This is a genomic window from uncultured Shewanella sp. (assembly GCF_947497935.1).
GTDB lineage: Bacteria > Pseudomonadota > Gammaproteobacteria > Enterobacterales > Shewanellaceae > Shewanella.
Genome location: NZ_CANMIO010000006.1, coordinates 176,960 through 199,828, shown reverse-complemented (window position 1 = coordinate 199,828; position 22,869 = coordinate 176,960). Strand labels below are relative to the sequence as shown.

Genomic DNA, 22,869 nt, shown 5'->3' with positions numbered 1-22,869 from the left:
AGCGGTAAAATGAAAGCGTCACTCCAGCTCAAAATGGGTCAACAGCTCACCATGACTCCCCAGTTACAACAGGCTATTCGCCTGTTACAACTGTCTTCTTTAGAGCTGCAACAAGAGATCCAACAAGCATTAGATTCTAATCCGCTACTGGAATTGGATGAAGAGCAATCAGATGGCGACATGGATAGCAGTGACGATCCATCTTCAAGTGATTCAAATAACCTAGATCAAGATAGCGCTAGCGTTGAAACCTCCGATGCCCTAACCCAAGACTCCATGCCAGATGATCTGCCAATGGACACCACTTGGGATGAAGTCTATACCGTTTCTTCTAATTCAAGCTCAGGCGTGAGTCGTGAAGAGGATATGCCATTTCAAGGTGAAACCAGCGAAGGCTTATACGAACATTTAGAGTGGCAGAAAAACCTCACTCCTTTCTCTGATAACGACTTAGCTATAGCGACAGCGATTATCGATGCTATCGATGAGCGTGGTTACTTAACCCAAAGCTGTGAAGATATCCTCGAGGCGATGGGCGATCCTGAAACTGAACTCGATGAAGTTGAAGCCGTTTTAAAACGTGTACAACACTTTGATCCTATCGGTGTTGCCGCGCGTAACCTGAGTGAGTGTTTACTCATACAGCTGGCACAATACGCCGCCGATACGCCGCACATTGAAAACGCTAGATTGTTGATCAAAGACTATTTAGATCTTATCGCTGGTCGAGACTTTAGACAGCTAATGCGTAAGACCAAGCTAAAAGAAGATGATCTTCGCGACGCAATAACTCTTATTCAAACCCTCAACCCTAGACCAGGACTAGCGATAGCGCGTAGTAAAGACGAGTACGTTATCCCTGACGTTTCAGTTAGCAAGAAAAAAGGTCGCTGGGTCGTTGAGCTGAATCCTGACTATATGCCTAAGATTAATGTAAACCAACATTATGCATCTATGGCGCGCAGCACCACTAATCAGGCCGATGGCCAATTTATTCGTGGTCATCTGCAAGAAGCTAAATGGTTCATCAAGAGCTTAGAAAGTCGTAATGATACCTTGCTCAAAGTCACCAACTGTATCGTAAAGTTCCAGCAAGGATTTTTCGAATACGGCGAAGAAGCCATGAAGCCTATGGTACTCAATGATATTGCCGAAGCAGTTGAAATGCACGAGTCGACCATTTCACGGGTAACCACCCAAAAATATATGCACACCCCAAGAGGTATTTTTGAACTAAAGTACTTCTTCTCGAGCCATGTAGGAACCGACGATGGTGGCGAGTGTTCGTCGACCGCTATCAGAGCGTTCATTAAGAAGTTAGTCGCAGCAGAAAACCAGAAGAAACCATTAAGCGATAGCAAAATGGCGCAACTTTTGGCTGAACAAGGGATTAAAGTTGCTAGACGTACGATAGCTAAATATCGAGAGGCGATGCTGATCCCCCCCTCAAACCAACGTAAGAGTTTATAGCTCAAAATTAGGCACTTGGAGGATCGATATATGCAAATCAACCTGACAGGACATCACATCGAAATTACCGATTCACTGCGCGGTTATGTGGAAGAGAAATTCACAAAGCTTGAACGACATTTCGATCAGATCAATAATGTGCACGTTATTTTGAATGTACAAAAAATGCAACAGATTGCCGAAGCCAAAATCCACCTTAAGAAAGGGGAAGTATTTGCCACTTCGGAACATGCGGATATGTATGCCGCAATTGACTCCCTGATCGATAAGCTCGACCGTCAGGTTATTAAACACAAAGAGAAACTAATTAAACACTAACGATGGAACTAAGTACCATCCTGCAGCCGGAGTGCACTACCTGCGCCACTCCGGGCAGTAAGAAAAAGGTATTGGAATTAATCAGTGATATTGCCGCTGTCCAGTACCCTACCCTTTCTTCACAAGAGATTTTCGAAAGTCTGTTGGCGAGAGAAAAAATGGGTAGCACGGGTATAGGTAACGGTATAGCCATTCCTCACGGAAGGCTGACAAATATAGAGCGCCCTGTTGCGGTTTTAGTTAAATGTGAAGATCCAATCGCATTCGACTCTATCGATAAACAACCTGTCGACATTCTATTTGCCCTATTGGTGCCATCAGAGCAGTGTGAACAGCATTTAGCGACACTGTCCTTAATGGCAGAAAAACTCAACGATAAAACGGTAGTCAAGCAGTTGAGAAAAACCAGTAATGAGTCAGAGCTATACCAAGTCATTACCCAATAATTAGCTACTCAGGTCTTTAAGTTATTTGTTTTTTCAAAATGGAAAATAGATGATTTAAAGACCTAAGTAATTATTACAGCAATATTATTTCTCATAATCATCTGCTCAATTTCTTGCTTTCAGTCTTAAAAAAGTTACTCTATACACATACGTAACATAGTGATAAACCCCAAACAATTAGTTTAACCTCAATCAGGTAGTCATACGATGAAGCTTGTTTTAGTCTCTGGTCGCTCCGGCTCAGGCAAATCTGTTCTATTAAGAATGCTCGAAGATCTCGGCTACTATTGTGTAGACAACCTGCCTTTGCCTATGATGGGCACTCTGTTAAAAGAGTTGTCGGGTAACACTCAATTTGTCGCGATCAGCGTCGATATTCGTAACCTTCCAGAGAAAGAGAGTGAGCTGACTAAGCACCTTACCTTTCTGCCTGATGGCGTCGAGCTATTAAGCTTCTTCCTCAACTCTACCGATGAAGTGCTGCTTAAACGCTATAACGAAACACGCCGTCTGCATCCATTATCTCACGATAATATATCGCTGAAAGAGGCGATTGAGCTAGAGGGACGTTTGCTTGAGCCGCTGGCCAATATCGTCGATCATTATATCGATACCTCAAGCTTAAACATCTACGACCTTAACGATCAGGTGCGTGAGATCTTACTAGGTAACCTTGATAAAGAACTGATGATCAACTTTGAGTCATTTGGCTTTAAGCATGGTATGCCCATCGAAGCCGACTTTATGTTTGACGTCCGCTTTTTACCAAACCCACACTGGGAGCCAGAACTTCGCCCAATGACGGGTCTCGATAAACCAGTGCAAGACTTCTTAAACGAACGCCCGCGAGTCAATCAGTTTATTAAGCAAATTGAAGAACTACTCGAAAGCTGTCTGCCCGATCTGGAGCGCAATAACCGCAGCTACCTCACCATAGCGATTGGCTGCACAGGTGGCCAGCACCGTTCGGTTTATATCACCGAACGCCTCGCAGCGCATTTCAAAAAAGGTAAACACAAGGTCAATGCCCGCCATCGTGAGCTAAACAATGCCAACCATTAAGCGTGAAGTCACCATCTGTAACAAACTAGGACTCCACGCTCGCGCAGCAACAAAACTGGTAGTGCTAGCCTCAGAGTTTGATGCGGAAATCACCATTATCCAAGGTGAAAAACAAGCTTCAGCGACGAGTGTACTAGGCTTATTAATGTTAGAAACTGGCATGGGTAAGACCGTACAACTCCTTGCTACGGGAACCGATGCCCAAAGAGCGCTCGATGCGATTTGTCAGCTAATTAACGCTAAGTTTGATGAAGACAATTAATTCGTAATGTTCCTGTTTAATTTCCTATGTTAGCGCACACAAATACTCTTTAGTTAAGTTATGATAAGCGCCTTTTAAACGACCCTGTGAGGGAGCCATGCCGATTGAAGTCTTAGACAATGAAACAACAGATCAACGCCTCAATCAGCTAACAAAAGCATTGGGCAGCGGTATGTTTGTCCATGTCCGCAATATGTTGCAGGACATGGCAGCTTCAGATATTGCTTTTATTCTGGAATCTTCTCCACCTCGTACCCGTCAAGTGCTATGGCAGCTGATTGACCAAGAGCACACAGGTGAAATCCTCGATGAACTTGGGGAAGAACTAAAAGATAGCCTGATCACCCAGATGAGTCCTGAGCGTGTCGCTAAAGCCGCCGAGAATATGGACACCGATGACTTAGCCTATATTTTACGTAGTCTGCCAGATAGCGTATTTAGACAAGTCTTGCAGTCTATGAGTAAGCAAGACAGAGTTAGAGTCGAGCAAGCTTTGTCGTATCCTGATGACACCGCCGGTAGTTTAATGAATACCGATACCGTCACCCTACGACCTGACGTCAATATCGATGTAATACTGCGCTATTTAAGAATTCGTGGTGAACTGCCCGATGCCACCGATATGCTTTATGTTGTTGATAAACACGATCGTGTTTTGGGCGGTGTACGAATTGCCGATCTTCTTACTTGCGATCCCAACGCGTCCGTACGCGAGATTATGGTATCAGATCTCGAAGCGATCCCCGTAGGCATGTCAGACAGCGAAGTCGCGCAGTTGTTTGAACGCCATGACTGGATGTCAGCCCCTGTTATCGATGAAAACGACAAGCTGCTTGGCCGTATTACCATCGATGACGTGGTCGACGTTATTCGTGAAGATGCCGAACACTCCATGATGGGTATGGCGGGTATGGATGACGATACCGATACCTTTGGCCCTGTATTAAAAAGTACCTTCCGTCGCTCATTATGGTTAACGGTTAACTTATTTGCAGCGTTACTCGCGGCGTCGGTCAGTAACATGTTCGAAGGCACAATTGAGCAATTTGCTACTATCGCGATTCTAATGACAATTGTACCGAGTATGGGCGGCGTTGCAGGTAACCAAACCTTAGCTCTAGTTATTCGCGGTATTGCACTCGGTCAAATCGGCCAAAGCAACTCCCGCTGGCTGATTGGTAAAGAGCTCGCGATTGGCTTCCTTAACGGCTTGTTGTGGTCCATTTTAGTTTTTGCAGCTGTATGGGTCTGGAAAGGCGATATCGCCTTAGGTGGCTTGATTGCGGGGGCTATGCTAATCAATATGACGGTGGCAGGACTTGCGGGTGCCAGTATTCCACTCATATTAAAGAAGATGAACATAGATCCTGCACTCGCTGGCGGTATGGTATTAACCACAGTGACCGATGTTATTGGTCTGTTTGCCTTCCTCGGCTTGGCTACTATTTTCCTAATGAACTAAACCTGTATAAAAAGCCGCTATCTCAGCAATGCTGGTAAATTCAGCCCAAGCCCTGTTCAAAATAAAAACTAAGAGCCCAGTACAAACTGGGCTCTTCGTGTCCTTTGTGGTTCATTCCTATCTTTGAAAGTTATCGAGTTTCTCTAAATAACTTCCATTAGTGATCTGCAGTACCCTGTTTTCTATCTGCTATTGCTTAAGCGGCGCATCGAAGCCGTAATCAGCAAGAATCGTCTGTCCAGGCTCTGACAGAATAAACATCGCCAGCTTCCAAGCATCTGCTTGGGCATTATCGAGCACGATCAAACCATAGTTAGCACCGACAGCTAAGGGCGCAGGCATCTGCACAATTTGCAGATCTTTCACCTCTTTTTGCGCCAATACCGCATTGGTGCAATAAGTCAGGAAAACATCCGCACGCTTGTTTTCCATTACCCAGCCATAGGTATTACGACCCTTAGGGGCTTTAGTACTATTCTCACCACCAGTGAGCTGTAACGCTTTATCTTCAAGTTTTTCTTGAGCGCCAGTTTGTAACTGACCCGCTTTAGCGAAGATCTTCCAAGCATAGTCTCCAGACGGATCGGCTTTTGGCGTTGAAGTTCCCACACGCACATTAGGATCGAGCATCACAGCGAGTAAACCTTCACTATCGATCTTCACATTTGGCTGCGCAATAGCGCACATCTGATTGCGGGCAAACATCACTACATTGTCACCTTGTCCCGCAGTTTGTAGTGTTTGTGGGTGCTTCATATTGGCAGAGGCAAATACTCCCACTTTTTCGCCATTCTCGATGCGCTTTCTAAGCAAGCCTGAAGGCCCAAAATCGGCATGAACATCTTTGTTTGAGGCTTGCTGGTAAGCCGTCACAATATCATTCATGGCGTTTTTTAAGCTGCCTGCCGCTCTTAGTTCAATAGGCTCAGCGTTGGCGGCAAAAGGTAGGCTTAAAAGCGAAACGAGAATCCATTTTTTCATCATTTTGTCCATGGTTAAGATTTATTTTCACACAGGTGAATTAAGATTTTTTCCAATGAAAAAGCATCTGAGACTGAATAACAATGGCTTAATCCGAGTCGCTTCTATCAAGAGATTAACGCCGAGACTTAAGTCACCCCCTCCAAGGATAGCAAAGACAAATAGTCCCACTCATAAAAGCATGGCAATCAACTTCATAAGGTTAGAGCTGACAACAAAAAAGCCATGTTATAGAAGAGGGCTTCTCCCATTTGATACAAAGCCCTCCCTCTAGCTGGAGACCGCTATCCTGCACTAGCAAGAAGCCAAAATCCCCCATCCCCCGACTAGAATCACAGATATAAAGCTGACAACAAAGAAGCCATGTTATGAAGAGGGCTTCTCTCATTTGATACAAAGCACTCCCTCTAGCTGGAGACCGCTATCCTGCACTAGCAAGAAGCCAAAATACCCCCTCCCCAGACTAGAATCACAGATATAAAGCTGACAACAAAAAAGCCATGTTATGAAGAGGGCTTCTCTCATTTGATACAAAGCCCTCCCTCTAGCTGGAGACCGCTATCCTGCACTAGCAAGAAGCCAAAATACCCCATCCCCCGACTAGAATCACAGATATAAAGCTGACAACAAAAAAGCCACCCTAGGGTGGCTTTCATTACTCACGCAATTTAACACGGTTAAGCGTTTGGCATTGGGCTTAAGATAATCTCTACGCGACGATTTTCGGCTCGGCCCTGCTTAGTCTCGTTAGAGGCGATAGGCTTTGATTCACCCATACCATGAGAAGCTACACGCTGAGCTGGCACTTTATGATTAGTAAGATAGTTCGCCACTTCACTTGCACGCACTTGCGACAGTCTTAGGTTATATGACTCCGCACCCGAGCTGTCGGTATGGCCCATCACGTTTAACTTAGTCTCATCATATTCAAGCGCCACCAGCACCACACTGTTTAGTACTTGCTGGGCACGCTGGCTCAAGTCAGTTTGATCAACACCAAAAGTCACGTCATTTGGCATATTAAGAATAATATTGTCGCCACTGCGGGTAACACTCACACCTGATGATTGCAGCTGCTTACGAAGCTCGGCTTCCTGCACATCCATGTAATAGCCAATACCGCCACCTAAGGCCGCACCAGATGCAGCACCAATCAGTGCGCCTTTACCGCGATCATTTTTACTTGATGATGCAACACCAATCGCTGCTCCAGCGATAGCTCCAATCAAGGCACCGTTAGTCGCTTTGCCATTTTGAGATTCGTTGGTATAAGGATTGGTTGTCTGACAACCAGACACCATAATGGCGGCGATAAGACCACCAGCAAGAATAGAACTACGTTTAACGCTCATTTGTACCACTCCTAACTGCTTTTGTCTGTCACAAAAGCGACGACTAATAAGTTGTATTTTTTTAGCAGTATATAAACCACGGTGAATTAGACAATGGCCTAGCTACTAAGTGGTTTAAAAATAAACACACCATAGGTTTTCTAGATAATTTCAACGCACCACAATCGTGCACACCGCACCACTTTAGGGCGAAGATATTAAGAAATGTTGCCCCAAGTTGGTACCACTATTATTAACCACATGAAAAATAATGATTTAATATATAAGAACAAGTTGGCACACCTTAAGCATACTCATTATTGAGTACTCACTGGCAATAAAAATAATTAATAACCATGCTCAGAGAGTCACGACAGGGCTAAGCTTTACCGCCTTGCCAAGGGAACTCCGTCACCACGCTCAAAGACGTACAAGCTACTGATGTTTAAACATTAGAATTAGAGAAGAGAATGCCGATGGATGCCATGAACCTTAACCTAAAAGTCATTAACGAAGTCAAAAATAACGGCCGTTTATTATCGGACGTCGCCAAAGATTATGGCCTATCGACTAAAACCGTTTACCAGATTGTTCAGGAAAGTGAGCAAAGAACCACTAAAGGTTCGCTACCTATTCTGAAGCAGACTAAGCAGCTAAGTTTACGTATTAAACAGCTGCTCAGTCGCCGTTAAATTTAACAGGCTGTACCCTGTTAAGCAGAGGCGGAAAACACTATTTTCGCCTCAACGAAATCAAAAATTAACGCGCTAACTCTATACAAATAAAATACGCTTAATGTGAATTTCGCCTCTGCACCCCATTATCAGTTCAATACCGTCTATTGAAAAGTGGTCAGTCGATAACCCAGTGGCTGGCTATCGTCTCGGTTCAGCACCATGGTATAATTTCCCGCCTGATTAAACGGCACCACATCCGATTGATACACTAAAGTTAACGTGTCATTGTCATCTTTATAAACCACACTGATTTCATAGTCATCGGAGGGTAAGCTGATACTGCCCAGCTCGGTAAACTCGATTCCAGAGATCTGATACTCTGCAGACTCAATGGTCTCACTCGAACGCACAAAATAGATGGTCAGCTCGTCAAAGTCAGCAACAAGATTGGCTAAGCTAATCTGATGTTCAAAAGCTCTAGGTCGGTGATCATGGGTAATCGTCATCCCCTTTGTTCCACCTAACTCATCCTCGTAAAGCACAATGGACTTACTTTCATCCTGATTGAAAGTGATCAATAGGTTATTGGCCAATACCTCACTCGTTGTACTGTCTGAGATGCTAACCCCATAGTCGTTGTAACCTATCGCCTTAAACTCTGTTAGTTGATTCTGACTAAGTTCATACAGATACTGAGACTCCTGATGACTCACTAGCTCTGCATCGACCATATTTGTCTTATTTAAGCCATTAAAAAGACGGTATTCGGCATTAGCATCAATATTGCTGTATTGCTCAGGGCTCCCGGTTGAGTCTACATTATCGACCATGAGCTTAGGGACTCCAGGACCAAAGCTATTACGGACAACTAACTTGTATACCGTGTTAGCTGTCAGCTCCAGCGTGGCAGTAGTAAAGATTGGCGAGGTTTTGCCACTCTCGGTCAGATACAGTACGTAGTCCCCGGTATCGAACATCTGCTCATTGCTATAGCTTTTATAATTAAGCGCTCCCAGCATAGTCGCCGAGCTAAACTCCTCTCCCTGTTTACCCAAATACGCATCAAAGCTCGACTCCCCCATCGCGGCGTGAGCAACTAGCACCTGCATTTTGCTATAGTCACCACTTTCATCACTGTTAAGCTCATCCATTTCGCTACGGCGATAGACGATATCAAGCACCTCCGGCTCACCATAGTCGCCCACTAACATAAACAGATGGTTGTCGGTATTGGCAAACTCTATGCTCGATTGATACAGGGTCAGCTCCTCGCCTGAGGCATCAAGCCCACTTATCTCCAGTTCACTCGTTCCAGTCCCGTACTCATACCTTGGCAAAGAGTCGGCAAAGTTCACCACCGAGTAGGCATAATCATCTAGTACTAATGCCGTCTCAGTGCTATTGGGTGAAGCATTATAATATTGGATATAACTACTGTTACTCGTGGATTCATTGTCATCGGAGCTACAGGCAACAAGCGTCGCCATAATTGCTGATAAGCCTAAATATCGCCATGTTGTTAATTTCATCTATCTTCCTTAATTGGTAATCATTGCACTTCTTATGACCTAATATTTGCGTCAAGAACTGTCAGACAATGAAATAAACGGCAAGGTAATGAATAGCTTTGTAAATTAGTGTTAATTCGAATAGAAGTAATGCTGCAATAAAAAAGCGACCCGATTAGAGTCGCTTTACTGATATCGATACTGGGAAATGCAGACTAACTGGCTAATAGCACCCTGAACTGCCTAGAGAGCTTCTTATCGTCTTGGCGACCATACTTAATCAGCAGATCTTCTCTGCCATCACCGTTTAGATCCTCAGCCTTTAACATGCCACCTTCGACAGGCAGCTTCAGCTCATGCTCTTGTGCATCACGACTAAACAGCGCATCACCACGCTTACCCAAATAGATTTTCAAGGTCGACTCATCTTCTGACAGCAACAGATCTTTTAGCCCATCACCGTTCAGATCCGCAAGCTTGACCACAGGGCTGCCAGCTTGCCCCGAACTAAAACTAAAATTAAGTTCCACCTCTTTTGTCACGTTGGAATCGTCGCTAAAACGGCCTGTTGAATCCATCTTAAACAGATGCACATCTTGGTCGATACTGCCCGAAAGTAGCGCACCAATAATCTGTGACACACCGATATCAAACCCCGCGACCATCACCTCATCTTTATCGTCACTGTCGATATCGATAAACTCCAACCCTGTTAAGGTGCCTTCGGCTCTGATCACACTGCTAGCTTCTTTGGGGAAAGCTAACGCCCCTTTGTTGTTTTCACCGAGATAGATCTCATAGTCATTTACCCTGTCGAACACGCCGCTGCTTTTGGTATAGCGGATCACCATATCGGTAATCCCATCAGCGTTGAGATCTTTAAGCTGCTCCACCTTACGATAAACCAGCTCACTCTGATCTAATTGCTCCCCAAACGCATCGCGTTTATTCCACCAATCTACCCCACTAATGGGCTGACGCACTGAAATAAACGCGGCAATGGGATCGAAGTCTTTAGCTTGCGTCTGCTTGTAAACCTCTAACTCCCCCTCACCTATCTTAACGATATCCACCAAGCCATCTAAGTTGATGTCAGACACATAGAGTTTAGATTGGGTATAGGTGGCGCCATCATCAAATAATCGAGATTGTGGCTTAATCGGCAGGGTTTGACGCTCAAAGCCTTGCTCTGCCGCTAAGAATAGATGCACCTGATTAAAGTCATGGATCAAGATATCATCGCGGCTATCTCCATTAAGATCCTTAATAAACTCGCCGCGGCTGATAAAATCGGGGCGGTCTTTAAAAGATAACGAATTAATCTTGGCCACCGTTTCAATATATAGCTTAGCGCTATTTTCCTTGCTGACTAAGAGTTTGAGCTCGTCTTGAGATAAGAAATACAATTGCTGCAGCCCACCGGATGTAGACTCAGTGATATCGAAACTGTGTAACGCTTGAGGAAGCTCTCGTTTCATTACAAGTTGGTATTGCCCCTTTTCAAAGGCGTAAATGGCCATCCAACGGTGACTCAAACCATCTACACCAAATACCACCAGCTCTTTACCCGGCTCAGGTAATAAATCGGCAGCAATGATAGGGTGAGTCAGCTCAAAAGGCGCATCAATTGTCGACTCAGTAAAACTGAGTGTCGTTCCCGAAGCTGCCTGAACGGATAGCGGCATTGTAGAACCGAGCACCAACAAGGCTGCCCCGCTTCTATTTAAAATCGATCTATTATTAAAGAATCCCATCATAGCCGCTACCTCAGCATTATTACTCCAGAGTGTGAAACTAGCGGTTTTCGAGCAAGAGTAAAACCACTGGTTAACAGTTTGTAACATAAGCTTGGCCATTTTGAGAATTATTCAACCGCAGCAGCCTTAAAAGTCCAACGGTTAGCACCGAACCAATTGATGAAAAGCCCCGCTAATATGCCTAGGCTAAAACTAAGCAAGGCATTAAACTGGCTATTGCTTAGCACCGTGGAGCATAGATAGAAAACCATCAAATTTACCGATGCAGCTAAACTTGAAACGGCAACAGACATCAGTAACTGCTTGGATTTGGGTGCTTGTTTGCGATCGCCAAAAGTCCAACAGCGGTTAGCCAGCCAAGACACTATGACTGCACAAACAAAAGCACTGCAACGGGCAAGCATTAAGGGCAGTTCAAATCCGCTGAGCAAGCCATAAAACAGGGCGGCATCAAACACGAATACCGCACCGCCTACCAGCAAAAAGCGTATGCCTTGTCCATGCTTATCCCATAAAGACTCCAAGTTGGGCACAGAGAAAGTGGTTAATTTCGACGACAATGGAGCAGACCTCGATACTTGTTACGCGTCACTTCACTACAGTGAGCAAACTTAGGCTCTTGTAAAACCTTGTTGTCAGCGACTAAGTAATAGTCCCTCTTCGAGTCCACCTCATCTAAACGGTCAATTTTATCTGCTTGACCCGCGCTATAGAAACGCGCTGAAAACGGTTGCTTGTGCCAGTAATAGGTCGGTAACGCTTCACTGCGCTGTGACAATAACCAGCGCTCACTCTTATCTTTTCCAGGCCCCAAGTTCAGCACAACCACGGTGATCAATAGCAGTGCAGGAATGCATAAGGCGATAACATTCAGCCCAGGTAGGCGACTTCTGCGCCAAGCAAAACCGAGCAGCAAGGCTAAACCAGGGATCCCCGGCAAGACATAGGCAGGTAGAATATTACCCGCGAGAGTAAACAGCAGCATAGGTGCTATCATCCAGCAAATTAGATAACTGACCAGTCCTTTACTCTGCTGCTCATTTTGCTGATGAGCTTGCCCCTCAGCCTCCAGCACTCCTATCACCGAGCTATCATTCTCTACCACTGAGTTACCCGGTTTTACTACCGAGCTTCTTGACTCTTTAACTAGCTTATAAATTGCCCTAGGTAGGAACAGTGACCAAGGCATAGCTGCTACAACAAAGTACACCCAAATCGTGCCCCTAACTTCATCATGCGCCGAACCATAGAGATCGCCAGTCCAACCACTATCGACAAAACGGGACCAATGTTCTCCCACAATAAAGTAATTTAAAAAGCCAGGAGTCGCTCGCTCCGCCATCACATACCAAGGCAATGCAATCGCCAGCATCAGCAGTGTGCCCGTCACCAGCGGTGTTCGCTGCCATAACAGCTGCCACATTTTTATCGGGCCATTCTTGTGCGGACCATAGCGCCAGAGCAGCCAAAGCCCAGTGCCTATACCGAACAAGACTAATGCCACCGGGCCTTTAGCAAGCAGGCCAATCGCGAGTCCACTAAAACCGATATATCCCCACAGCTTGTCCCCTTGCCAGCACAGATAAAATCCGCACATAGCGAGAGTGAGTCCAAGGGTAAGGGCCATATCCGTCATTACCGCGCCAGCACTGATGGTGAACACTACGGTAGAGGCCAAGATGATTAACACTGACATAACCGGTAAACGTAGACGTTTGGCAAAGTAGCCCACAACAGCGAGGGTAAACATCGCTGCTAGCCAGTGCGGAAAACGCACAGCAAACTCATTGCTACCTAATACCGCTAAAGAGCTCGCACTCATCCAGGTATGTAAAGGTGGCTTGCCCCAGAACGGCACATTGTAATCAAACAGTGGAGTAACCCAGTTTCCCGTCTCTACCATCAAGCGTGCCATCTCGCCGTATCGCGCCTCAGTGGTATCCATAAGTGGATACCAAGGCAGGAGTAACAGCCGAGTAAGAACCACAATCAAAAGTACTATCAATCCCTTCTGGGTACCTCGTATGCTCTGCATTATTTAGCCCCCAAGTAGCTCACGTTACCTAGATTTGCATCGCTATTTCTGGCCTTCACTTGCGCTAATGACTGTCGATAAGCCACCTCTTCAATCAGGTATAAAGGCCTTTGCTTCACCTCAACAAACACTCGTCCTAAATATTCGCCAATAAGGCCAAGGGCTAACAGCTGGATCCCTGCTAGCGCCAGCTGCACCACCATCAGTGACGGATAACCAGCTACATTGCCGCCAAATATCAAAGTCTGCGTCACTATCCAGCCACCATAACCAAAGGCGCATAATGCAGTTATCACTCCACACCAGGTCGCCAGTCTAAGAGGTTTAAAGCTAAAAGATGTGATTCCGTCCATCGCCAGGCCAAACAACTTACCGTAGTTCCACTTTGTTTCGCCGATGAAGCGAGGGTCTCGGTCAAACTCTAAGGTTTTTTGCGAAAAACCCGGCCAGCTGAACAGGCCCTTCATAAAACGATTTCGTTCCGGCAACGCCTTTATACTGTCGATAACCTGACGGCTCATCAGACGAAAGTCACCAACATTTTCCGGCACCGGCGAGTCAGAAACCCAGTTCATCAAACGATAGAAACAAGCGGCTGAAAAACGTTTAAACCAGGTCTCTCCCAATCGCTTTCTGCGCTTCATATTGACGATATCGTATCCCGCTCGCCACTGCGCCAACATCTCTGGGATCAATTCCGGTGGATCTTGCAGATCCGCATCTAGCATGATCACCACCAAACCTCTGGCGTGTTCGATCCCCGCCGACATCGCCGCCTCTTTACCAAAGTTACGGCTTAACTTGATACACTGGTATTCATTGTCCACGAGCGGTAATTGACTCACCTGTAGCCAAGAGTCATCACTGCTACCGTCATCGACAAACACGATTTCACTACTATCATCAAGCCTTGAAAGCACTGCGGTTAAGCGTTCAATTAACGGCTTTATCATTTTAGATTCATTAAATAACGGCACGACAACAGACAGGCAGATTTCGCTATGAGTATTTGCTTGTTCGGGTGAGGAGTAAGACATGTTTTATCCTGCAATGGCTTGTTTTGCGCTAGCATGCCTAAGTGGGAGTGAACAAAATGTCATTGACATTTTTTCCACATAAAAGTGGTAATATCTAGCCAGCGTAACGGGTAATGGTCCTATATAAAATGACAATCAAACTACTGATTATTGAAGACAACAGCGATGTAGCGGGGATCCTTGGCGATTACTTTGAAGCCAAGGGGATGGAACTCGACTTTGCCGGTAACGGTGAACTTGGCCTTTCTCTAGCGCAAGCTTTTGACTTCGATGCGATCATTCTCGATCTGATGTTGCCTAAACTCGATGGGTTAAGCCTATGTAAGGCGCTGCGATCTTTGGGATGTAGCACGCCGATCTTAATGCTCACGGCATTAGATAATAAAAGCGACCTGCTTACTGGCTTTGATTGTGGCGCCGACGATTACCTAGGCAAGCCTTTCGATCTCGATGTTGTCGATGCCCGCGTGCAAGCGTTAATAAAGCGCCACCGCGGCCAAGTCGCCCAAGGAGTGCTCAAGTTTGGCGATATCGAAATCAATATCGCTAAACACCAAGCATCAAGACAAAATATGCAGCTTGCGCTCACCCCGATCACTTACCAAATCTTGTTACTCTTGATTAAGAATGCCCCTAATATTGTTAAGCGCGAACAAATTATTGACGAGATCTGGGGGCAATCGCCACCGAGTAGCGATATTTTACGCAGTCATATGTATCAGCTTCGCAATCAGCTCGATAAACCTTTTAAGCAGCCAATGCTCGCCACAGTGCCTAAAGTTGGCTTTAGGCTACAACTGGGAGAATAGACTTGCTAAAGCGCTTGTTCAACCGCGTACCATCTGTCTCTAAGCTACCGCAAAAACTGCTGATCTATTTCAGTAGTATTGCCTTAATGATAGGTCTGACTCTTTATATCTCTATGCTGAGCCTGATGCAGTGGATTGAAGATGAGGTCAACCAACATGAACTCGAGTCCAGCGCTCCCTTTGCCATCAGTCTATTCCAGCAAGGTGCCAAACAACCCTTGCAGATAGGCCTGCATGTTGAGGCCTACTATTCAGCAGAACTTATTCCTGAGTATTATGGTGACTTAAGCCAATTTCCAAACGGTTTCTCAGGTGAGGTTGTCGATCGCAATGCCAGTGGGCTATTGCACGAAATTGTTAATTTTAGCTTGGTAGATAGTGATTCGCTTGGGGTAAACAAAGAGCTATTCCTCTATCGCAGCGAATTTGAACTCGACGATGCCATGCACCCCCTCTACCTCATCATGCCCTCTGAGGGCGTGGAGCTAAGCGACAGTGAATGGCAATCGATTAATCTATTTGTTCTCAGCTTTATCGGCGTGCTCTTCCTACTTTTTGGCTTCGCCATTCATAAGCTGAGCCGCCGATTAGTCGAGCCGGTGGAGCAGCTCAGTAAGCAGTTAAAATCCCCCTCGGCCCACAAGACCTTTAATGTACCGCCACAGTCAGCCGCCGAGTTTAGTGAGCTTGCCAATAGCCTCAATGATTATCGCCAGCAAAATGAGCGAATGATAAAACAGGAGCAAGCCTTTGCTCGCTATGCTAGCCACGAGCTGCGCACTCCCATTACCGTCATTAGCGGAGCCGCTAAACTGCAGGAGCACAATGATGCTCCAGAGTTTCAGGCTCGCCAGCGAGATAGGATCCAACGCGCAGCCTTTGAGATGCAACATACCGTCGATGCACTGCTGAGCATAGTTAAACAGGAAAAAGGCACAGCGAGTAATAACTATAGAGCCCTAGAGCTCAAAGAGGTCGAACAGATAATCGCTCCTTTATCGCTGTTAGCTAATGCTAAAAATATCCAAATCATCTTAGATTTCAAACAAGCGCCAAGAATTAAACCCAGTCCCGCCGTACTCAGGATGCTGCTCAGCAATGTCATTAGCAATGCAATCAATGCCAGTGACTCGGGCGAAATAACCATCCGTATAGATAAAGAACAGATAGAGATTATCGATATGGGCCGAGGGCTTAGCTCGTCGGAAAACAGAAATGAAGAAGGTCACGGCCTAGGGCTACTGATTGTCGATAGCCTATGTCAGCGTTACCAATGGCAATTTAGCCTTATAAACATAACACCTAAAGGCTGCTGTGCTCGACTGATTTTACCAATAGCAGAAAGCCAATAAGACTCTCTGTTATAACCACTTAGCATTAGTGCCAAGCTTAAGCTGCTGACGACAGCACAATCTCATTACAGATCTCTTTTGCAATCCGTCGGCTGAAAATGACTGATAAATGCAAAATAATGATAAAGCTCTTGTTTTCAGCCACTCGCCAACAAGAGCTTGAGCTTGGCACTATCGTAAAATCGATGGGCGTCCAATAAGAATAAAGCTTTACCCCCTCTAAAACGGCTTCCGATTTCGCAAGCTCAACAAGCAAGTCACTGTTAGGCCTGAGTTGTTTAATGCCTTTTGACGGATAAGGTAGATAAGCTAAGTAACTGCCGTTGTGGGGAGTCGACAAACTGAAAAACTGGCTCACTCGCCGAGCTCCATTTAGCCGCTGCATGTAATAGCGCCCGACAATGCCTCCCATGCTAAACCCCACCAGCACAATGTTAGCGTCAACACCGAAGATTGCATCAATTTGTTGGCCCAACTCTTTTGCCGCATGCTCTATGCCATGGCGACCATCGAAGGGGCTTATCGTTGGCGAAAAACATTCATGTCCAGAGGCTTGCAGCCTTTTTTGCAGCACGCGCATAACATGCCCCGTATTAAAGATGCCATGCACTAACACCACCTTCATCCGTTTGCTCCTGACTAGACCCTATAATAATGTAGCGTTTATTTGTGCGCCAATTTACCCCGAGAGTCAAATCATAGCAGGCCATATACCAAGTAGCCTTAACCCTACTCTCATCGCCTTTTCATCAAGATTGAGGGTATTTATTGGTGCATTTTTGCTATCATTAGCGCCGTCACCTCTGACAGTATTTCAAATGAGCCCAATATTTATGTCGATCACTACATCGGACCCTGCAGCTTTAACTCTTTCTCAAGCATTGACTCAAGCCATAGCTAAGCGTGCAGATTTTTTACAGTACTCTGCAACCCAGCAAACTGACTGTTACCGCATATTCCACGGTACGGTTGAAGGCTGTAATGGACTCAATATTGATCGCTACGGCAATGCATGGCTCATTCAAAGTTTCCATCAATCGCTTACAGTTGATGAATTAAAAGAGGTAACAGAGCTGCTAACCCAAGTTGCCGAACTCGCCGTGATCTATAACGATCGTTCAGACAAAAACTCTCGAGTGCTGAACCGATTATCAGAGGAGCAACAAGCCTTTGCTGAGAGTGAGCAGCAGATGCAAGAAAATGGCGTCCTATTTACTAGCAAGCTGCGTCATGAAGGCCAAGATCCCCTGCTATTTCTCGATATGCGTATAGGTCGCGAATACGTAGCAGCGAATAGCCAAGGTAAGAGTGTATTAAACCTCTTCTCCTATACCTGTGGTATCGGCACCGCTGCCGCTGTTGGTGGGGCTAAACGCGTGGTTAACGTCGACTTCTCTTCTTTCGCTTTGGCTGCTGGACGTAAAAATGCCGCGCTAAACCAAGCTGAAGATGTGTGTGAATTTATCCAAAGTGATGCCTTCCCCGCTTTAAGGCAACTTGCCGGACTCAAGGTCGGCGGCCGTCGTAACCAAAAGCTACCAGCCTACCCCAAATTAGCTGCGACTCAGTTCGACCTAGTGTTTCTTGACCCACCAAGATATGCCAAGAGCCCATTTGGTATTGTCGACTTAGTTAATGACTATCAGGGTCTATTTAAGCCAGCACTACTCACAACTAAAGCTGGTGGCACTATCGTGTGCTGTAATAACGTTGCCAAAGTTGATCGCGATGAATGGTTTGCAAGCTTAGTGCGCTGCGTTGAAAAGCAAGGCCGTAAAGTCGCTGGGCACACCTGGTTAGATTGCCACGAAGATTTCCCTTCGTTTGATGGTAACCACCCACTGAAAATTGTGGCTCTGCAACTTAGCTAACTACCACTTAAAAAACGTTAAAAATGCAGGCGTTAAACCTGCATTTTTAACCATACCAACCTAACATCCCTACCTAAGCACTATAAACACCAGTTAAGAAATTTAAAAAAGCCAAAATAGCAGCTTAATCCAAACTGCATAAAAACAGCGTAAAACAAGCTACCAAACTTAACACACACCGCCACGCAAAATAAAATTAAAACCTTTACTATTAACAAGATAAAAGAAATTTTTGATAAAAACTTGTTTTTTATCATCTTGTATATAAATTAAGCTTTACTTTCTATATTAAAAGCATAAAATCCGCATCCTTAATTCAACAATCAAACCTTAAAAAGTATCAACCAATAGGAGATAGAGGTGGAAAATTCTGCCTGCCAACCATACAAAAACAGTACGTTCGTACCTGTTGCTGGTTTATCATTTTTCGCAATTGCATCTGGCTTCTTAATGAGTCTAATTCCACTGTCATTGGCATCATTTGGCATGGATAGTTCATTGGTCGCATGGTTAGCGAGCATCTTCTATTTAGGTATTTTAGTTGGCACAACTTGTATTCAAAATATCGTGGCTAAACTTGGTCACCGATTTTCTTTGATGCTGTTCTTAGCTATGCTAACGCTAACGATTGTCGCCATGCTTGCCGTGCCGACCTCAACCGTGTGGTTGATCGCCCGCTTTATCGCAGGCTTTGCCGTTGCAGGTGTATTTGTTGTGGTTGAATCCTGGTTACTCATGGCTGACAACGCTAAGCAAAGAGCGAAGCGTTTAGGCTTATATATGACCTCACTTTACGGCGGCAGTGCATTAGGTCAGCTAGCGATTGGACCTTTAGGCGTCAATGGTAATACCCCATTTTACTGGGTAATCGGCCTATTGATGTTAGCTATCTTGCCACCGCTTTTAGTCAAAAAAGGCCAGCCAGAAGCATTAGCTCACCAAAAGATCAGCTTGCGTGAAGTTAAGAAAATCAGCCTACCTGCGGTTATTGGCTGCTTAGTGTCTGGCATGTTGTTAGGCCCAATTTACGGTTTAATGCCAAGCTATATTAATGGCCAATTTGCCAGTAACGAGCGTACAGCATTCTTAATGGCGATCATTATTCTAGGCGGTATGTTAGTGCAGCCTTTGGTGAGCTACTTATCGACTCGGATCAGCAAGAGCTTATTGATGGCGCTATTTTGCTTGTTAGGGACAATCGGTATCGTTGGTATTGCCGATGGCACCTCGGTGCCTTTTGTTACCACTTGCTATTTCTTACTCGGCGCAAGTTGCTTTGCGCTTTACCCTATTGCCATTACTCTCGCCTGTGAGACCATGGCACTAGAGAAGATTGTTGCTGCAACCGAGCTTATGCTACTTAGCTATAGTGTCGGCTCAGTATTTGGCCCTGTTATCGCGGAGCACAGCAGTACTTCGGCGCATTCGTTGATCACTTACTTAGCCGTAGTGTTAACCACAACGTCGATTTATATGCTGATTAAAAGCCTGCAAAATACCCGCAGTGGCCACACCCCCGCTATTGGCTAACCGCCACTAAATAGCACACTAAGCGCAGCGAAAGCTGCGCTTTTGCTATCTAAAAACTATGCTCAAAAATCTCTGGGGACTACAGGGGCGATTTTTTAGTGAAAAAGCACTAAAATACTTCCTGTATGGTTTTCCATTACAGATAGCTATTACCGTCAGCCGAAAACGTTTCTAGCCAAATTAGCAAACTTATCGTCCCAACGCTTTAGAGAACCCAATCAGTGAAATGTGCCCACTTTGATCAGCAGCAATGCCTTTCTTGCCGCCATATTAAACAACCCATGTCAGCGCAAGTCGACGCTAAATCGCAAGTGCTAAGCCAACTACTGAGTGGCTTTGACGTGGAGCAATGGCACCAGCCTGTATTTGGCCCAGATAGTGGTTTTCGCAATAAGGCCAAAATGGTCGCACTCGGCGCCGCTCATCAGCCAATCCTCGGGATCGTTACCCCGACAGGTGAGCCTGTCAGCTTATGCGATTGCAACTTGTATCCAGACGATATGCAGCAGCTGCTGCATCGTCTAGAACTGTTTGTGCGTCAAGCTGGTATACCGCCTTACAATGTCGATAAAGCCAAGGGTGAGCTTAAATTTATCCTACTCACCCGTAGTCAAATCAAGGGCGAATACCTACTACGCTTTGTGCTCAAGTCTCATAAGTCTATCGAGCGCATCGAACGTGAGCTACCTAAGCTATTAAGCGAGTACCCGCAGATCAAAGTGGTGTCGGTGAACATTCAGCCTGTGCATATGGCTATTCTCGAAGGAGAGGAGGAGCTCTTCTTAACCGAAGAGACCCGCTTATCAGAGCAATTTAACGATGTGCCGTTGTTTATTCGCCCTAAGAGCTTCTTTCAGACTCATCCTGAAATAGCCGCAAAGCTTTACCAAACGGCCCGCGAGTGGGTAGCAGAACTAAAACCTAACACCCTCTGGGATCTATTCTGCGGCGTCGGAGGGTTTGGCTTGCACTGTGCGTCTAAAGATATTGGATTGACCGGAATCGAGATCTCCGCAGAGGCTATCACCTGCGCTAAGCTATCGGCTGAGGCAATGGGCTTAACTCAAGTTAACTTTACCGCACTGGACTCTACTGACTTTGCTCAAGGCTGTGATGCCAAAGATAAACCTGATGTGATCATAGTCAATCCACCAAGGCGTGGCATTGGTGAAAGCTTGTGCCAGTCATTGTCAGCTTTTGCTCCTAAAGCCATTTTATACTCGAGCTGTAATCCACACTCCTTGGCCAAAGATTTAGCCCATATTCAGGGTTACCGCATTCAAAAGGTACAGCTATTCGATATGTTCCCGCATACCGACCACTTCGAAGTACTGGTCCTGCTAATTAAGTCCAGCTAGTCTAAACAATACCAAGCAGGCTGAGTTCACTTTGAAACTAAGCCTGCCTCTTCTTTTCTTCTTTTCTTCTTTTCTTCTTTTCTTCACTCAATTTTCAAACAAGCAAGTTCTCAGATGCTAGCTAATTAACTTATGATAAATTAGTAAGATATAAACAAACCATGACAAAGCGTGATCAAACCTACAATAAAATGACTTTCAAACAAGCAAACGTGACCCGAACCAAGATAATGCGTCATATTGTCCAATATGAATATCATTACCCTATAAAGCTATTTATAATATTGTCTTTATTATTAAGGATATACTCATGAAAATCAGCGCACGCAACACCCTAAACGGCACAATCAAGTCAATCGAAGAAGGTTCTGTAAACAACGAAGTTGTTATCGAACTAGCACCAGGTGTTGAAATCACTTCTGTTGTAACTAAGAAGTCTTGCGAGCAGCTAGGTCTAGTTGTTGGTGGTCAAGCATACGCGATCATCAAAGCAAGCAACGTAATGGTTGCTGTAGACTAATATTAGTCTACATAAAAAATGCTAAAAAGCCGCCCACACTACTGTGTTGGCGGCTTTTTTGATTGACTGAATTAACGAGTATGAGCGCTTAAATCACTTTAAAGGCTCATTGATATTATAGGCCTATCAGCGCAGTGACTGAGCCTATGATAATCAAAGATATCCCGGCTAAGATAGTGTACTTAACCCGAGTCGCACGTTTGTAGGCCAATAAACCAGCGTACTGAATATCGATATTCTCAGAGTTTTCAAACCCTCGACCCAGTGTCCAGGTAAAGAGCGTCATACGATCAGAAGAGGAGAGCAAGCTAGCTTGAGATCCCAACAAAGAATCCCATAGCGCCCTATCATGTTGCTTTAACACTCGGTTAAGCTCTGGTAAGCCCATAAAGGCTAACCCCAGAAACATAAGAATAAAACCTAATGCCATCACAGCCATAACGTCCTCCACTGACGAAAAATCATCCAACTTTTGTATTAACATCGGGTATTTTTCGAAAGATGTAAAGATCTGTTATAACTCAGTCAAAGTTTTCTGTGATAACGACAGCTAATTCAAAACCTTTACTTCACGCTTCTAAAGCCTGCGTATTGCACAGCAGTTGGTGTCGATTGTGGATCCAATTGATAAGGTGTTTTCAGTATTCTAGGATCTAGGCTATTGCTCGCGGTTGCTTTACCACTGCAACCGCAGCCACCACTCGCACCACCACAACAGCCGCCCTTTTTCTCATGGTTTAATGACGCTCGACCTTGTGAAGCATCTAACAGACGATGATTGAGATCTCTTGCCCTGTTGATAAGCTCGGCTATATCCAAAGCATTATCAGCCTGACTCACACTAATACCCGCATCGAGCAACTTGCCTAACATGCGTTCACCAATATGCTGCACCACAACGATATCGGTTTTATGGTCGATGATAAGATTCAGCATTGCCTTCTTGGCGCTACATCCACCACTCATGGCAGGATTGTCATAACGCCCGATGAGCTGTAGATGCTCATCATAAAAAGCGATTTGTGGGGCTTTAGTGAAGTGAGTCGCCAAACGATCTCGACTCATAGGAATAGCAATGATCAT

23 protein-coding genes are annotated in these 22,869 nt (G+C 45.2%); 13 read left to right on the top strand and 10 right to left on the bottom strand.

Going from position 1 to position 22,869, the window contains the following annotated elements:
* Positions 1-9: 9 nt before the first annotated feature.
* From Q1A86_RS09335 to mgtE, 6 genes are all read left to right on the top strand, one after another.
* Entirely contained in the window at positions 10-1,470 is a 1,461-nt protein-coding gene (locus tag Q1A86_RS09335; protein WP_299805768.1) for an RNA polymerase factor sigma-54, read from the top strand.
* A gap of 30 nt (positions 1,471-1,500) precedes the next feature.
* Positions 1,501-1,788, top strand: a complete 288-nt coding sequence (hpf, locus tag Q1A86_RS09330) for a ribosome hibernation promoting factor (RefSeq protein WP_299805766.1) — start codon at positions 1,501-1,503, stop codon at positions 1,786-1,788.
* A gap of 2 nt (positions 1,789-1,790) precedes the next feature.
* Complete coding sequence (ptsN, locus tag Q1A86_RS09325; protein ID WP_299805763.1) at positions 1,791-2,234, top strand: PTS IIA-like nitrogen regulatory protein PtsN; 444 nt, start codon at positions 1,791-1,793, stop codon at positions 2,232-2,234.
* Positions 2,235-2,441: 207 nt separating this feature from the next.
* Entirely contained in the window at positions 2,442-3,296 is an 855-nt protein-coding gene (gene rapZ / locus Q1A86_RS09320; protein ID WP_299805761.1) for an RNase adapter RapZ, read from the top strand.
* A complete protein-coding gene (locus Q1A86_RS09315; RefSeq protein WP_299805759.1) occupies positions 3,283-3,558 on the top strand; it encodes an HPr family phosphocarrier protein in 276 nt (91 codons plus the stop codon). The genes rapZ and Q1A86_RS09315 overlap by 14 nt, the downstream gene beginning before the upstream one ends.
* A 97-nt stretch (positions 3,559-3,655) precedes the next feature.
* Positions 3,656-5,020, top strand: coding sequence for a magnesium transporter (gene mgtE, locus Q1A86_RS09310; protein WP_299805757.1), 1,365 nt, complete (start codon positions 3,656-3,658; stop codon positions 5,018-5,020).
* Positions 5,021-5,209: 189 nt separating this feature from the next.
* On the opposite strand, the gene Q1A86_RS09305 is transcribed toward mgtE, so the two are convergent.
* Together Q1A86_RS09305 and Q1A86_RS09300 are read right to left on the bottom strand one after the other, a co-directional pair.
* Positions 5,210-6,001: a molybdate ABC transporter substrate-binding protein gene (locus Q1A86_RS09305; RefSeq protein ID WP_299805756.1), complete on the bottom strand. Its 792-nt coding sequence runs from the start codon at positions 5,999-6,001 to the stop codon at positions 5,210-5,212.
* A 677-nt stretch (positions 6,002-6,678) separates the two neighbouring features.
* On the bottom strand, positions 6,679-7,353 hold the full coding sequence (locus tag Q1A86_RS09300) for an OmpA family protein (RefSeq protein ID WP_299805754.1): 675 nt from the start codon (positions 7,351-7,353) through the stop codon (positions 6,679-6,681).
* Between the two features lie 449 nt (positions 7,354-7,802).
* On the opposite strand from Q1A86_RS09300, the gene Q1A86_RS09295 reads away from it, so the two are divergent.
* Positions 7,803-8,024: a transposase gene (locus Q1A86_RS09295; protein ID WP_299805750.1), complete on the top strand. Its 222-nt coding sequence runs from the start codon at positions 7,803-7,805 to the stop codon at positions 8,022-8,024.
* Between the two features lie 146 nt (positions 8,025-8,170).
* Here Q1A86_RS09295 and Q1A86_RS09290 read toward each other — a convergent pair whose 3' ends face one another.
* The 5 genes from Q1A86_RS09290 to Q1A86_RS09270 all read right to left on the bottom strand — a co-directional run bounded on the left by Q1A86_RS09290 (position 8,171) and on the right by Q1A86_RS09270 (position 14,346).
* Positions 8,171-9,538, bottom strand: a complete 1,368-nt coding sequence (locus tag Q1A86_RS09290; RefSeq protein ID WP_299805749.1) for a hypothetical protein — start codon at positions 9,536-9,538, stop codon at positions 8,171-8,173.
* A gap of 194 nt (positions 9,539-9,732) precedes the next feature.
* A complete protein-coding gene (locus tag Q1A86_RS09285; protein WP_299805746.1) occupies positions 9,733-11,202 on the bottom strand; it encodes a VCBS repeat-containing protein in 1,470 nt (489 codons plus the stop codon).
* Between the two features lie 179 nt (positions 11,203-11,381).
* Complete coding sequence (locus Q1A86_RS09280) at positions 11,382-11,834, bottom strand: GtrA family protein (RefSeq protein ID WP_299805743.1); 453 nt, start codon at positions 11,832-11,834, stop codon at positions 11,382-11,384.
* Complete coding sequence (locus Q1A86_RS09275; RefSeq protein ID WP_299805741.1) at positions 11,819-13,309, bottom strand: glycosyltransferase family 39 protein; 1,491 nt, start codon at positions 13,307-13,309, stop codon at positions 11,819-11,821. The genes Q1A86_RS09280 and Q1A86_RS09275 overlap by 16 nt, the downstream gene beginning before the upstream one ends.
* Positions 13,309-14,346 (bottom strand): glycosyltransferase family 2 protein, encoded by a 1,038-nt coding sequence (locus Q1A86_RS09270; protein WP_299805739.1) that lies wholly within the window; start codon positions 14,344-14,346, stop codon positions 13,309-13,311. Before Q1A86_RS09270 ends, Q1A86_RS09275 begins: the two co-directional genes overlap by 1 nt.
* Before the next feature lie 128 nt (positions 14,347-14,474).
* Here Q1A86_RS09270 and Q1A86_RS09265 point away from each other — a divergent pair, with 128 nt between their 5' ends.
* Both Q1A86_RS09265 and Q1A86_RS09260 read left to right on the top strand, forming a co-directional pair.
* On the top strand, positions 14,475-15,155 hold the full coding sequence (locus Q1A86_RS09265) for a response regulator transcription factor (RefSeq protein ID WP_299805737.1): 681 nt from the start codon (positions 14,475-14,477) through the stop codon (positions 15,153-15,155).
* Between the two features lie 2 nt (positions 15,156-15,157).
* Complete coding sequence (locus Q1A86_RS09260) at positions 15,158-16,507, top strand: sensor histidine kinase KdpD (RefSeq protein WP_299805734.1); 1,350 nt, start codon at positions 15,158-15,160, stop codon at positions 16,505-16,507.
* A 37-nt stretch (positions 16,508-16,544) separates the two neighbouring features.
* On the opposite strand, the gene Q1A86_RS09255 is transcribed toward Q1A86_RS09260, so the two are convergent.
* A complete protein-coding gene (locus Q1A86_RS09255; RefSeq protein ID WP_299805731.1) occupies positions 16,545-17,132 on the bottom strand; it encodes an alpha/beta fold hydrolase in 588 nt (195 codons plus the stop codon).
* Positions 17,133-17,325: 193 nt separating this feature from the next.
* Here Q1A86_RS09255 and Q1A86_RS09250 point away from each other — a divergent pair, with 193 nt between their 5' ends.
* From Q1A86_RS09250 to Q1A86_RS09235, 4 genes are all read left to right on the top strand, one after another.
* Complete coding sequence (locus Q1A86_RS09250) at positions 17,326-18,378, top strand: class I SAM-dependent methyltransferase (RefSeq protein ID WP_299805728.1); 1,053 nt, start codon at positions 17,326-17,328, stop codon at positions 18,376-18,378.
* Positions 18,379-18,738: 360 nt separating this feature from the next.
* Positions 18,739-19,908 carry an MFS transporter gene (locus Q1A86_RS09245; protein ID WP_299805725.1) on the top strand — a complete coding sequence of 390 codons (1,170 nt, stop codon included), beginning with the start codon at positions 18,739-18,741 and terminating at the stop codon, positions 19,906-19,908.
* Between the two features lie 221 nt (positions 19,909-20,129).
* Positions 20,130-21,266: a 23S rRNA (uracil(747)-C(5))-methyltransferase RlmC gene (rlmC, locus tag Q1A86_RS09240; RefSeq protein ID WP_299805723.1), complete on the top strand. Its 1,137-nt coding sequence runs from the start codon at positions 20,130-20,132 to the stop codon at positions 21,264-21,266.
* 310 nt (positions 21,267-21,576) lie between these two features.
* On the top strand, positions 21,577-21,786 hold the full coding sequence (locus Q1A86_RS09235; protein WP_220765344.1) for a molybdopterin-binding protein: 210 nt from the start codon (positions 21,577-21,579) through the stop codon (positions 21,784-21,786).
* Positions 21,787-21,901: 115 nt separating this feature from the next.
* Here the strand turns inward: Q1A86_RS09235 and Q1A86_RS09230 are convergent, their stop codons facing one another.
* Entirely contained in the window at positions 21,902-22,225 is a 324-nt protein-coding gene (locus tag Q1A86_RS09230) for a hypothetical protein (RefSeq protein WP_299805716.1), read from the bottom strand.
* A 125-nt stretch (positions 22,226-22,350) separates the two neighbouring features.
* Positions 22,351-22,869, bottom strand: a complete 519-nt coding sequence (locus tag Q1A86_RS09225; RefSeq protein WP_299805713.1) for a NifB/NifX family molybdenum-iron cluster-binding protein — start codon at positions 22,867-22,869, stop codon at positions 22,351-22,353.

Bases quoted from the DNA above. Each gene is read 5' to 3' on its own strand.
- Q1A86_RS09335 (WP_299805768.1), top strand. From the start codon at position 10: ATGAAAGCGTCACTCCAGCTCAAAATGGGTCAACAGCTCACCATGACT.
- hpf (WP_299805766.1), top strand. From the start codon at position 1,501: ATGCAAATCAACCTGACAGGACATCACATCGAAATTACCGATTCACTG.
- ptsN (WP_299805763.1), top strand. From the start codon at position 1,791: ATGGAACTAAGTACCATCCTGCAGCCGGAGTGCACTACCTGCGCCACT.
- rapZ (WP_299805761.1), top strand. From the start codon at position 2,442: ATGAAGCTTGTTTTAGTCTCTGGTCGCTCCGGCTCAGGCAAATCTGTT.
- Q1A86_RS09315 (WP_299805759.1), top strand. From the start codon at position 3,283: ATGCCAACCATTAAGCGTGAAGTCACCATCTGTAACAAACTAGGACTC.
- mgtE (WP_299805757.1), top strand. From the start codon at position 3,656: ATGCCGATTGAAGTCTTAGACAATGAAACAACAGATCAACGCCTCAAT.
- Q1A86_RS09305 (WP_299805756.1), bottom strand. From the start codon at position 6,001: ATGAAAAAATGGATTCTCGTTTCGCTTTTAAGCCTACCTTTTGCCGCC.
- Q1A86_RS09300 (WP_299805754.1), bottom strand. From the start codon at position 7,353: ATGAGCGTTAAACGTAGTTCTATTCTTGCTGGTGGTCTTATCGCCGCC.
- Q1A86_RS09295 (WP_299805750.1), top strand. From the start codon at position 7,803: ATGCCGATGGATGCCATGAACCTTAACCTAAAAGTCATTAACGAAGTC.
- Q1A86_RS09290 (WP_299805749.1), bottom strand. From the start codon at position 9,538: ATGAAATTAACAACATGGCGATATTTAGGCTTATCAGCAATTATGGCG.
- Q1A86_RS09285 (WP_299805746.1), bottom strand. From the start codon at position 11,202: ATGCCGCTATCCGTTCAGGCAGCTTCGGGAACGACACTCAGTTTTACT.
- Q1A86_RS09275 (WP_299805741.1), bottom strand. From the start codon at position 13,309: ATGCAGAGCATACGAGGTACCCAGAAGGGATTGATAGTACTTTTGATT.
- Q1A86_RS09270 (WP_299805739.1), bottom strand. From the start codon at position 14,346: ATGTCTTACTCCTCACCCGAACAAGCAAATACTCATAGCGAAATCTGC.
- Q1A86_RS09265 (WP_299805737.1), top strand. From the start codon at position 14,475: ATGACAATCAAACTACTGATTATTGAAGACAACAGCGATGTAGCGGGG.
- Q1A86_RS09255 (WP_299805731.1), bottom strand. From the start codon at position 17,132: ATGAAGGTGGTGTTAGTGCATGGCATCTTTAATACGGGGCATGTTATG.
- Q1A86_RS09250 (WP_299805728.1), top strand. From the start codon at position 17,326: ATGAGCCCAATATTTATGTCGATCACTACATCGGACCCTGCAGCTTTA.
- Q1A86_RS09235 (WP_220765344.1), top strand. From the start codon at position 21,577: ATGAAAATCAGCGCACGCAACACCCTAAACGGCACAATCAAGTCAATC.
- Q1A86_RS09230 (WP_299805716.1), bottom strand. From the start codon at position 22,225: ATGGCTGTGATGGCATTAGGTTTTATTCTTATGTTTCTGGGGTTAGCC.
- Q1A86_RS09225 (WP_299805713.1), bottom strand. From the start codon at position 22,869: ATGATCATTGCTATTCCTATGAGTCGAGATCGTTTGGCGACTCACTTC.